Below are 13,030 nucleotides of genomic sequence, written 5' to 3' on the forward strand. Positions count from 1 at the left end.
ATGTTGATTTATGTTGTATTTTTTAAAAAATTGCACTATTTAACCTCAAACATAAGATACATTTCATAAATTTTGAAATAAAAAACCAGGCCTCACGGACCTGGTATAAGCTGTATTATTTATTTTGTTTTTTACGACGACCGAATAACAATAATGATCCTAATGCTGCGAATAATCCGCCAAATAATGTTGCGTTATTTGAGCCGTTATTTTCACTACCTGTTTCTGGTAATGCTTTTGCTTTATTGTGATGGTCTTTAGTAGTACTCATTGGTTTAACAGGTGTGTGTGTACCTGCATCTGAGTCTGAGTCGCTATCTGAGTCTGAATCGCTGTCTGAGTCTGAGTCGCTATCTGAGTCTGAGTCACTGTCTGAATCTGAGTCACTGTCTGAATCTGAATCACTGTCTGAATCTGAGTCGCTATCTGAGTCTGAGTCGCTATCTGAGTCACTGTCTGAATCTGAATCGCTATCTGAATCTGAATCACTGTCTGAGTCTGAGTCACTATCTGAATCTGAATCGCTATCTGAGTCTGAATCGCTGTCTGAATCTGAGTCGCTATCTGAGTCTGAGTCGCTATCTGAGTCTGAATCGCTGTCTGAATCTGAGTCGCTGTCTGATGTTTCTTCTTCGAAGTATCCGTTATCAAGTGTGAAATCATCATGATCCGTAATTGTTACATCAACTTCGCCACCATCTGCATCTTTATCATCTTCAGTTGTATTTGTACCTGTTTGTGTTAAGCCAGCAGGATTTTCAAAAATAACTTTATACTTACCGCTATCTAAATTATCGAAACGATATTTACCATTTTCATCTGTTTTAGTTGTTCCAATTACTTCGCCTTTTTCATTTAATAAAGTAACTTTAACATCTTTGATACCTTTTTCAGTTGAGTCTTGTTTACCATCTTTATTACTATCGTACCAAACATAATCACCTAAACTATATTTTGGTGTTTTATAGAAACCACTGTCTAATGTCATATTATCTGCATCTTTAATGACACCTGTTGTTGTTAAACCATTAGAGTCTTTTTCAGTATCATTTCCAGTAGTTACTGAAGTTGGTGTGTAACCTGATGGTGTCTCGAATTCAACTTTATAAGTTCCATTGTTTAAATCAGTGAATTGATATTTACCATTTTCATCTGTTGTTACTGTTTTTAAAACTTTGTCGTTTTCATCTTTTAACGTAACTGTTACACCTGAAATGCCCTTTTCATCTTTATCTTGAACACCGTTTTTATTTGTATCTTCCCATACATAGTCACCTAAGTTGTAAGTCGGTTTGTAGAAACCAGAGTCAATAGTATCGTTATCTTTATCTTTAATGACACCAGTTGTTGATGTACCATTTGAATCTATGCCTTCATCAGTTCCTGAACCTACTTGTGTTGGTGTGTAACCTGATGGTGTTTCAAATTCAACTTTATAAGTTCCATTTTCTAATCCAGTAAATTGATATTTTCCATCTTTATCTGTTTTAGTTGTTTGTAAAACTTCACCGTTTTCATTTTTCAATGTAACTGTTACGCCTGAAATACCTTTTTCAGATGAATCCTGCTTACCATCTTTATTTGTATCTTCCCATACATAATTACCTAAATTATATTTTGGTGTTTTGTAGAATCCACTATCTAATGTCATGTTATCAGCACCATTAATAACACCTGTTGTTGTTAAACCATTAGAGTCAACAGTATCATTTCCACCTGTATTTGTAGAAGTCGGTGTATAACCTTCTGGTGTAGTAAATTCAACTTTATAATTACCATTATCTAAATCAGTAAATTTATATTTGCCATCAGCATCTGTTGTAACTGTTTTTAACACGTTACCGTTTTCATCTTTTAATGTTACCGTTACGCCAGATATACCTTTTTCATCTTGATCTTGGATACCATTTTTATTTATATCTTCCCATACATAGTCGCCTAGATTGTATTTAGGTTTGTAAATACCTAAGTCAGCAGATAAATTATCTTTGCCATTAACTGTAATAACTGATGATACACCGTTTGAATCTAATTCTTCGTTATTACCTTGTTTTGAAGGGGTTACTTCATAACCTTGTGGTAAGTTTGAAAACTCTACACGATAATCTCCATTAGGTAAGTTTGGAATCAAATATGACCCATCTTCTTTAGTAACTGCTTCTCCTACTTTTGTATTTGTATTATTATCAAATACAGTTACAGTTACATTGCCAACGCCTTTTTCTCCTAATTCTTGAACACCGTTTTTATTTGTATCTTCCCATACGTAGTTACCAATTTTATATACTTCTTGACCAGCTCCGCCACTTTGATTGTTAGTGAATCCTAAAGCATTGCCAGTAGAAACTGTTTTATTACCTGTAGAAGATAAAGTAGCCATTTGAACAAGAGTTGGACTTTCGCTATTTGTATATTGGAATTTTGTATTAACCATTACAACATACGCTGATGTAATATCACCAAAATCGATATTAACACTTTGATTTGTTCCATAGGCCATTTTATTTTTAAATTCATCGGTTACGTCTACTAAATCATTAGCATTTACGTCGTATCCCTTATTCAATGTATATCCTTCAGGAACACGATATATTTTTATATTAGTAACGTTTTGATTAATTTGACCAATATTAGCGGGATATTTCGGATGATACGCTTCAACTTTTAAATTAGCCCCTTTTAAATCTTTATCCATAGGATTCACATAAACTACTTGGTTATAATAACCAGGATCTTCAGCATTTCCTACATGAGAAACTGTTTCTGTAAAAGCTGACCCTATTGAATTATTATCAGCTTCTTTATAAGCCGGATAAGTAATATCTGCTGTAGTTGTTGTAGTTTGATTCCCAATAGTTACACTAAAAGGAACATCTTTCTTGTCTACAGGAATTGTATCTGCATCCATATAAATTGAGTAATTAATTCCCATTTGTACAGAATTAAATCTATCGACATAATCTGTAAATGTATATGTAATTAAATTATTTGCAGTATCATGTTTTGCAGTCGCAATTGTTTCACCATTATTTGGATCTTTAATATCACCAATATTTTTAATATCTTCCGGATTCAATCCATATACTTGTACTGTATCTGAGTATTTAATTGTAAAATAATCACCTGATTTAACTTTGTCATCAACTGTAATTTGTGATTTTAATGATAAATAATCTTGGGCTGGTACAATCGTTTTGCTATTATCTGCATCAACGACAGTTAATGTTGTATTTGATGTGATTAAATCATTAACATTTTTAGAATCTGTTGAGTTTGGTTGTATTGCTGCTATACGCATTCTTGTATTCAAACGTTTAGGTTCTGTAGTTTTTGGCTTTATTAATTCTGAACTATTTGCATTGTCAGTATTATCGCTTTTTTCTCCTACATTTCTTACTTCTTCATTATTAAATTTTAAGTCATCTTTACGTACATTAATTGGTGCTGACGACATTGAAGTTGTGTTATCAGTATTTAATTGCTGTGAATTAACTGTAGTAGTAACTTGATCATCTGAAGTTGCATTATTATCTTCAGTTTTTTTAACATCAGACGTTTGTAATTTTCCGTTTTCAGATGGCTTAGAGTTATTATTTTTTTCTGAAGCGACACTATTTTCTACTCTAGTTACTTCTTTTTGATTAGCAACTTTATTAATATTCTCATCTTTTAGTTGCTCTGTATCAACTTTACTAGTATTACCGTCATTATTTAGTTGCTCTGTATCAACTTTTTTAGACACTTGATCATTATTTACTGATGTTGCATCTTCCTTCATTTCCTTGTTGGTTACTTCTGCAGCTTTAGCTTCTTGGCTCCCTAGACCAAAAATCAAAGTTGTACCTACTAAAATTGATGCTGTTCCCACTGTGTACTTCCTAATCGAGAATTTGTTTAATCGATTTGATACCATGCCTTTTCTTGTCATTGCCGTTTTGTTTTCTCTGTTTAGCATTTTATTGCTCCTAATCCATCAAATTTTTAAATAATACAATTGTTTTAAATACAAAAATGTATATTAATATAGTATTACAGATTTAGATAAAGCACAATACTTTAATTATTTTTCTTTATCGCAAAAAGTTATTTAGGTTTTGTATTTAAATAAGATTTTTTATGAGTTTTGCAATTTTTATTTGATTATCACAAAAATATTATTATCCAATATTGAAATGAATATATGAGTTTTTTTAATTCATAGACACTTACATTTTTACGTCAAATTAAATTGCATATGCTACTTACAATTTTCGATTTATGTATTCCATATAAATAAAAAACCAGGCCTCACGGACCTGGATGAAATAATATTATTTATTTTGTTTTTTACGACGACCGAATAACAATAATGATCCTAATGCTGCGAATAATCCGCCAAATAACGTTGCATTATTTGAACCGTTATTTTCACTACCTGTTTCCGGTAATGCTTTCGCTTTATTGTGATGGTCTTTAACTGCACTCATTGGTTTAGCCGGTGTATGCTTACCTGCATCTGAGTCTGAGTCACTGTCTGAGTCTGAGTCACTATCTGAGTCTGAATCACTATCCGAGTCTGAGTCGCTATCTGAATCTGAGTCATTATCTGAGTCTGAATCACTATCTGAGTCTGAGTCACTGTCTGAATCTGAATCGCTATCTGAGTCTGAGTCACTATCTGAATCTGAATCGCTATCTGAGTCTGAATCGCTGTCTGAATCTGAGTCACTGTCTGAATCTGAATCACTGTCTGAATCTGAGTCGCTATCTGAATCTGAGTCGCTGTCTGAATCTGAGTCGCTGTCTGAATCTGAGTCACTGTCTGAGTCTAATTCACTATCTGAATCTGAATCGCTGTCTGAATCTGAGTCTGAGTCGCTATCTGAGTCTGAATCTGAGTCGCTGTCTGATGTTTCTTCTTCGAAGTATCCGTTATCAAGTGTGAAATCATCATGATCCGTAATTGTTACGTCAACTTCGCCACCATCTGCATCTTTATCATCTTTAGTTGTATTTGTACCTGTTTGTGTTAAGCCAGCAGGCTTTTCAAAAATAACTTTATATTTACCGCTATCTAAATTATCGAAACGATATTTACCATTTTCATCTGTTTTAGTTGTTCCAATTACTTCGCCTTTTTCATTTAATAAAGTAACTTTAACATCTTTGATACCTTTTTCAGTTGAATCTTGTTTGCCGTCTTTATTACTGTCGTACCAAACATAATCACCTAAACTATATTTTGGTGTTTTATAGAAACCACTGTCTAATGTCATGTTGTCAGCGTCTTTAATGACACCTGTTGTAGTTAGTCCATCTGAATCAACAGCATCATCAGTTCCTGCATTTGCAGTGGTTGGTGTGTAACCTGCTGGCGTTGAAAATTCTACACTGTAAGTCCCATTTCCCAAACCTGTGAACTGATATTTACCATTTTCATCAGTAGTAGTACGATCTAATTCTTTACCGTTACTATCTTTAAGAATGACATAAACACCTTTAATCCCTTTTTCATTGGCATCTTGTTTACCATCTTTATTTGTATCTTCCCATACATAGTCACCTAGATTATATTTCTTTTGGTCGCCATTAGCAGTTGATGAGCCATTCACATTTGAATAACTATTAGACCAACTATATTTAGTTTTGTCAGTGTCTAAAGTATAATCAATTTTCCCATTATCTGTTGAACTATTATCTGGATAAGCAACTTGTTGAATGATGTATTGTTTATTACTGCTTGTTTGGCCTTTCATTAAATCGACTGTAGCTGTTTTATTATCATTACTATAAATAACATCGAATTGACCAGTAACATCTTTAAGTTTTGAAGTATCTGGGGTGAAACTATCCACAAATTGATTTTGATCAGTCACTTCGTAAATTTTGAAGTTTTTTGCATTTGGATTAAATTTATATCCAGTTAAATTAGTAACAAACGTTTGTTTAGTATATGTATTTTTAGGTTGATTTACATATGCAGTCATATTACGCGATAAATCTTCATTATTGATATAGTTTGTACTTGAAATAAGCGGTTGTGCTTTTTTATTACCATAATCGACAATGACTTCTTCGCTATATGTATCATTACCTAAAGTTACTTCCATTTTATAAGCAGTTTTATCAGTTGTTGCATTTTCACGTTTCGCAAATGCAACTTGTTCAAAGCTACCACTAACATTTGTATATTGATCCACATAGTTCGTAAAAGTATATGTTGTTGTGTTTGTTGTACTATCATAAATACCTTTTGCAATAATATTACCTTGGGCATTATATAAATTTTGAGTTTGTGAAGGTAATCTTACAGAACCCGGACGGAAATACTGTCCATATTTAAAGGTAAATGTATCGCCCTCTTTAACAGAATCATCGATTTTGTAATTCGCTTTTAATTTTAAAACATCACTAGAAGTTGCCCAAAATTCAGTTTTGCCAGTTGTTGAATTTACATGTCCTTTATCAATAGCAATATCAATATTTGAAAAATGAACTTTATCATTAACATTTGTACCTTGTTGTGGTGCTGCTACTGTGTTCACAGCCATACGGTTTAATGTTCTTGGTTTAATAGTCGTTGTTTTAGGAGTAGCTGAAACATCATTAGCCTGCGTTGAAATATTTTGAGCCGCTAAATTATCTTTATTTGCCGTCGCATCGTTATTTTGTTTAGTTGGTTGTGTAGAAGTTGTATTTTGAGGTTCTTCAGTAGTTTCTTTAACTGAAGTATTATCAGACTCATTTACTTTTGGTTGGTTTGACGTTGTACTTTGTTCAACATTATTTTGTTGACGACTATCAACTTTTTCAGTTGTTTTATTCTCACTTGGAGCTGTCGCTTCATTTTTTGATTGATTTAATTCTCCATTCGTATGTTCTGCCGCTTTAGCTTCATGACCACTTAACCCAAAAATCAATGTTGTCCCCACTAAAATTGAAGCAGTACCTACAGAATACTTTCTTATCGAAAATTTGTTTAATCGATTTGGTATCATGCCTTTTCTATTTGTTGCTGTCTTTTTATTATTCATTTAATAATACTCCTTTAAAATATCAAAATTTGATAAATATAATATTTTGCATATATAAATTTCTGCATTACTATCGTAATATAAATTTCAATAAAGTGCAATACTTTAATTATTTTTCTTTATTTTACAATGTTATTTGCAGTAAATATTAATATGAATTTCAGTTTAAGAATTGCAATTTTTAATACTTTTTTTCTTCAATTGCTTTAAATTATTTATCTATATTTTTAAACCTTACTTTTAATCTAAGCTTGTTTTCATTTCGCTATTACATCTTATTTTAATTAATAACATTGCTCACAACAGTAAACTCAAAGGCTTACTATTGGTGCATTAGAACAAAAAAATAGGCATGTGACTTAAAAGCATTCTCAATGAAACACCTTAAGCTACATACCTATTTTTAATGTATATTTACATATTTTTTAATTTATTTTAAATGTTCATATGGACTATTATGCGCAAATGATACAATTTGATCGACGAATAATCTTGCTCGTAACTGGAATTCACTATCATTTAAGTAATATGAACCATCTTCATTTTTAGCAAAATCAGAATCATGTGTTGCTATTTGAGTTGGTACAGCAATGCCTAGTAAACTTCTGACGATTACTCTTAAATGTGACAATGGCTCTGAACTAACAATACCACCACTATTTCCTATTAAGCCTACAGGTTTCATTTTAAAATAATCCATATTTAGATGATCTAATGCATTTTTCAATATTCCAGAATATGAACCATGATAGTTTGGCGTTCCTAATATTAAAAAGTCCGCCGCCATTGCTTTCTCTTTTAAATCTTTCATATTTTGTTTGATTTCATCAATAGACGGTGTTGTTCCTGAAAAATCTAATTGATTTAACGGTTTTTCTGCTAAATCGAATATTTCCGCTTCAATATCATGTGTTTTAAAATGCTCAGTTAAGTATCTTGCTAGTGCACTTGTATGTGAATTCACTTGTGCACTGCCAATAATAATTAATCCTTTCATATTTGACCCCTCTTTTTTATTAAACTTGTTGTTCACGTAATAATTTCATAATAGCTTTTCCAACACCACTATTTTCATTCGTATCTGTGACATATTTTGCTATTTTTTTAACTTCTTCAGCACCATTTTCCATCGCAACTGGATAGCCAACTTTCTCTAACATTGATAAGTCATTTAAATTGTCACCTATAGCCATGACATCTTTCATTTCAATCTCTAATCTTTCGGCAATTGTTTCTAGCGCAATACCTTTTTGTGCATCTGAATGCGTTATTTCTATATTTCCTCTCGAAGATGATGATATAGCTAAATTCGGAGATTCAGCTAAAATTTTACTAGCTTTGTCAATTTTTTCTAAATTTCCATCAAATGCTAATATTTTCATAATTAATTCACCAGGTATGTTTTCAATAGCATCATAATTATCAACAACTTTCAACGTACCATTATCTATGCGTCTTTGAATACCATTTTTAATACGCTCAACGTTTGCGTGTTGACCTGCACGCTCAGCAATATCTATGTAAATGTCTAAATCTCTTTGTGGATCTTCAGTATAAATCGCACGACTCGTGTATACTTGATAATAAATACCTGCATCTTTTAAAACATTTGTAATTTTGTGTACTAACGATTTATTAAGGTGTGAAGTGCTCATTACATTGAAAGTTTCATCACGTACTTCAGCACCATTCAAACAAATATATGGTACTGTTAAATCTGTGTCAGCAACTGGTGCTTGTGCTTCATAAAATGCTCGACCTGTCGCGATAACAACCGTTATCCCTTGTTCTTGAGCGTATTTAATCGCATCAATATTAGGTTGAGAAATTTCATGTGCTGCATTAAGTAGTGTGCCATCCATATCAGTGGCTATTAGTTTTATCATTATGTTACCTCGTTTCGTAAATTTAAAATCTTGTTCTTAAATAAGAATATATACTCAGCGCACATACTTTTCTATTAACATTTATATTGTCATTAATTTATCATATAATGTAATTCTAACAAATTTTAATTAGTATGTACTATCGTCTAATTGGTGGATTTCTTATTGGCTCTTAAGTTTTTAAAAAATGTTGTTAATAATGTGCTACATGCTTCTTTAAGTACACCTTTATCAACAATTGCACGATGATTAAAATTAGATTGTTGCAATAAATTCATTAAACTGCCACTACAACCACCTTTAGGATCATCTGCGCCATAGACGACTCTTGGAATGCGACTCATTACAATTGTTCCTGCGCACATGACACATGGTTCTAAGGTTACATATAATGTGCAACCTTCTAAACGCCAACTACCTAACACTTTGGCTGCACGTTCAATTGCAATATGTTCAGCATGCGCCGTTGGTTGTTGTAGTGTTTCTCTTAAATTATGTGCTCTAGCGATAACTTCATCATCTTTAGTGATGATAGCACCTATAGGTACTTCGCCAAGTTGAGCTGCTTTTTTAGCTTCTTCAATCGCTAATGTCATAAAATATATATCATTTGTCATTTATGTCCAGATACCTCACTTATGGTACAATACTCAATGTCTATTTTAACATTTGGAGATGTGAATATGAACAAACCTTTTATAGCAATTGAAGGTCCTATTGGCGTAGGTAAATCTTCACTTGCACACAAATTAAGTCAAACTTTAGATTTTTATGAAGAAAAAGAAATCATCACAGAAAATCCATTTTTATCAGACTTTTACGAAGATATCTCTAAATGGAGTTTTCAAACTGAAATGTTCTTTTTATGCAATAGATATAAGCAATTTCAAGATGTAACACAACTAAATCAAGGTGTAGTTAGTGATTATCATATACATAAAAATAAGATATTTGCTAAAAATACTTTGAGTTCTGTTGAATTTCAGAAATTCAGTAAAATTTATGATATTTTAACTGAAGATATGATTATGCCGAATATGATTATCTTTTTAGATGCAGACCTCGATGTGTTAAAATCTAGAATTGCTAAACGTAACCGTAGTTTTGAACATCAAATAGAAGATGAATATCTATTAAAGTTAAAAAAAGATTATCGTGAGTATTATGAGTCCTTACAAAGTAATGGTTCAAATGTAGTTTTAATCGATACAACTTCTATTGATTTTCTAAAAAATGAACAAGATTACGAAGATATATTACATATTATATTACCTATGATAGGAGATATTACCAATGAATAATTACGGTATTCCACAAAATGCCATTATAACCATTGCAGGTACAGTTGGTGTTGGGAAATCAACACTAACGCAAGCACTTGCAGATAAATTAAACTTTAAAACGTCTTTTGAAAATGTCGAACATAATCCATATTTAGATAAATTTTACAGCGATTTTGAACGATGGAGTTTCCATTTACAAATTTACTTCTTAGCTGAACGTTTTAAAGAACAAAAGCGTATGTTTGAATATGGTGGTGGCTTTGTCCAAGATCGATCAATTTATGAAGATGTTGATATTTTTGCAAAAATGCATGAAGAAGAAGGCACAATGAGTAAAGAGGATTTCAAAACATATTCAGACTTATTTAATGCCATGGTCATGACACCTTATTTTCCTAAACCTGATGTAATGATTTATTTAGAATGTAACTATGATGAGGTCATTGATCGTATTATTGAACGTGGTCGCGAAATGGAAATAAATACTGATCCTGAATATTGGAAAAAGTTATTTAAACGTTATGACGATTGGATTAACAGCTTTAATGCATGTCCAGTTGTACGTATCAACATTAATGAATATGATATACACAAAGATCCTGATTCTTTAAATCCTATGATTGATAAAATCGCTCATATTATAAAAACGTATCGACAAGTAGATACACGATAAAAGACTAAAGACATAGTGTATGTGCTTTAATTCAATGTAACTTCCATAGAAATCATCGATTATTTTATCAATTCTATCGAATACATTAATTCACATATACACTATGTCTTTCTTTTTAATTTAAAGCTTCTAAAATATCTGCCGCACTATTTAAAATAATATCAGCTTCATGTAATTCTTCTTTTGTTGCAATACCTGTTAATACGCCTATTGCCATACCTAAATTTGCATTACTTGCAGTCTTCATATCATTAGCAGTGTCTCCTACTATAGCTACTTTCTGAGGATCTACATTATATTGCTCAAATAAAGGCGATAATACTTTAGGATTTGGCTTCTCATAGGCATCCGCTTCGGTAGAAATGATCAAATCGAACAACGAGGTAGCATTGGTATGTGCTAAAAATTGTTCTACACCTTTTTTAGTATCACTCGTAACAATACCTAGTTGATAGCCTTTTGCTTTCAAATCGATAAGTGCTTCTTTAACACCTTCTACCCAATTAATTTCAGGAATACGTTCATCTACCAACTTTTGACTTGTTGACTTGGACCAGTCGGTTGTATCTTGTCCCGTCACATCATTAAATGCCTGAATAATTTGTTGTAAAGATCCTGAACCCATCACTGATTTTGGATCAATAGATTCTTTAATGACACCGAGTTGTCTTAAAGCAGCTTCTTTATTATGTACTGGGAAAGTCTCAAGCAATGATTGTACAAATCGTACCCCTATTTTTTCCCAACTTCTATCAAATTCAATTAACGTACCATCTTTATCAAATAATATCCATTCCATTAATATCAATACTCCTATTTATTTATTTCGTATTATGCTGATTCTATGATGTTCGTTATTTCCCTGAAAATGAACTCGTAGTATTGTTCTTTTTAAATATTGAATTAAATATAATAAGTGAAATCCCTTTCAATACTTAACAATAAACATTGTAAACTTAATTTATTACCATGCTTCGCTTCATTGAAAGGGATTTTAGTCATGATTAACTTTTACATATTGTTTTCATGATCATATTCAATTTTTATTAATATTTTGGTACAACGACTCTCCAACCATTTTTATCTTCTAAAGTACCATTTTGAATACCAGTATAGACGTCGTATAATTTTTGAGTAATTTCACCAGTCTCATTATTATTAATAACGATTTCACGATCTTCGTATCTCAATGTACCCACAGGTGAAATAACTGCTGCAGTACCACTACCAAATACTTCTGTTAACTCACCTTTATCATATGATTCGAATAATTCATCGATTGAAACGCGGCGCTCTTCGACTTCATATCCTAAGTTTTTAGCTAATTCGATAATAGATTTACGTGTAATACCAGGTAAAATACTGCCATTCAACTCTGGTGTAATTACTTTGCCATTTTCAACGAAGAAAATGTTCATGCTACCAACTTCTTCGATATATTTCTGTTCAACACCATCAAGCCATAATACTTGGTCATAACCTAATTTATTTGCATTAGTTTGTGCTAATAAACTTGCCGCATAGTTACCTGCAACTTTCGCAAAGCCTACACCGCCACGAACAGCACGCACATATTCATCTTCTACATAGATTTTAGTTGGTTTTAAAGTTTCACCACCATAATATGCACCTGAAGGAGATAAAATAATTAATAATTTATACTGATGTGATGCACCAACGCCAAGTGCCCCTTCTGTTGCAAAAACAAATGGACGAATATATAATGATTGACCTTCCCCTTCAGGAATCCAATCTCTTTCTAAATCAACTAATTGTTTTAGCCCCTCTAACAATTCTGCTTCGTCTACTTGAGGCATTTCTAATCGTGCTAACGAGTTATTAAGACGCTTAAAATTTTCTTCAGGACGGAAAAGTGCAACTTCCCCATCTCTTTTATATGCTTTTAATCCTTCGAATACCGATTGACCATAATGAACACCTTGTGCAGCAGGTGAAATTTCAATAGGACCATAAGGTACTATCTTCAAATCATGCCATCCTTTATCTGCATCATAATCATAACTCAACATATAATCAGTAAAATATTTACCAAAACCTAGTTGAGATGTATTTGGTTTTTGTTTTAATGTTTCTCGTCGTTCAACTTTAACTGCTTGTGACATGGTGATTGCCTCCTAATAATATTGTATAAGAATTTGTTTAACTTAAATTATA

The 13,030-nt window shown here is 32.1% G+C and carries 9 protein-coding genes; 2 read left to right on the forward strand and 7 right to left on the reverse strand.

Features of this window, described 5'->3' with window-relative positions; all coding sequences use genetic code 11:
* Window positions 1-115: 115 nt before the first annotated feature.
* From JV528_RS09195 to tadA, 5 genes are all read right to left on the reverse strand, one after another.
* Window positions 116-3,955, reverse strand: coding sequence for an SdrD B-like domain-containing protein (locus tag JV528_RS09195; RefSeq protein WP_204254825.1), 3,840 nt, complete (start codon window positions 3,953-3,955; stop codon window positions 116-118).
* Window positions 3,956-4,310: 355 nt separating this feature from the next.
* Window positions 4,311-7,013: an SdrD B-like domain-containing protein gene (locus tag JV528_RS09200; protein ID WP_204254826.1), complete on the reverse strand. Its 2,703-nt coding sequence runs from the start codon at window positions 7,011-7,013 to the stop codon at window positions 4,311-4,313.
* 430 nt (window positions 7,014-7,443) lie between these two features.
* Entirely contained in the window at window positions 7,444-8,010 is a 567-nt protein-coding gene (locus JV528_RS09205) for an NADPH-dependent FMN reductase (RefSeq protein ID WP_000677260.1), read from the reverse strand.
* A 19-nt stretch (window positions 8,011-8,029) separates the two neighbouring features.
* A complete protein-coding gene (locus JV528_RS09210) occupies window positions 8,030-8,899 on the reverse strand; it encodes a Cof-type HAD-IIB family hydrolase (protein WP_000593360.1) in 870 nt (289 codons plus the stop codon).
* A 146-nt stretch (window positions 8,900-9,045) separates the two neighbouring features.
* On the reverse strand, window positions 9,046-9,516 hold the full coding sequence (gene tadA / locus JV528_RS09215) for a tRNA adenosine(34) deaminase TadA (RefSeq protein WP_000180281.1): 471 nt from the start codon (window positions 9,514-9,516) through the stop codon (window positions 9,046-9,048).
* A 66-nt stretch (window positions 9,517-9,582) separates the two neighbouring features.
* Here tadA and JV528_RS09220 point away from each other — a divergent pair, with 66 nt between their 5' ends.
* Both JV528_RS09220 and JV528_RS09225 read left to right on the forward strand, forming a co-directional pair.
* Window positions 9,583-10,200, forward strand: a complete 618-nt coding sequence (locus JV528_RS09220; protein ID WP_001039519.1) for a deoxynucleoside kinase — start codon at window positions 9,583-9,585, stop codon at window positions 10,198-10,200.
* Window positions 10,193-10,855 (forward strand): deoxynucleoside kinase, encoded by a 663-nt coding sequence (locus JV528_RS09225; protein ID WP_001067256.1) that lies wholly within the window; start codon window positions 10,193-10,195, stop codon window positions 10,853-10,855. The genes JV528_RS09220 and JV528_RS09225 overlap by 8 nt, the downstream gene beginning before the upstream one ends.
* Before the next feature lie 115 nt (window positions 10,856-10,970).
* On the opposite strand, the gene JV528_RS09230 is transcribed toward JV528_RS09225, so the two are convergent.
* Entirely contained in the window at window positions 10,971-11,654 is a 684-nt protein-coding gene (locus JV528_RS09230) for an HAD family hydrolase (RefSeq protein ID WP_000454784.1), read from the reverse strand.
* A 247-nt stretch (window positions 11,655-11,901) separates the two neighbouring features.
* A complete protein-coding gene (locus JV528_RS09235; protein ID WP_000076038.1) occupies window positions 11,902-12,978 on the reverse strand; it encodes a branched-chain amino acid aminotransferase in 1,077 nt (358 codons plus the stop codon).
* Between the last annotated feature and the right edge of the window lie 52 nt (window positions 12,979-13,030).

Source organism: Staphylococcus sp. GDB20D11A (assembly GCF_016893255.1).
GTDB lineage: Bacteria > Bacillota > Bacilli > Staphylococcales > Staphylococcaceae > Staphylococcus > Staphylococcus aureus.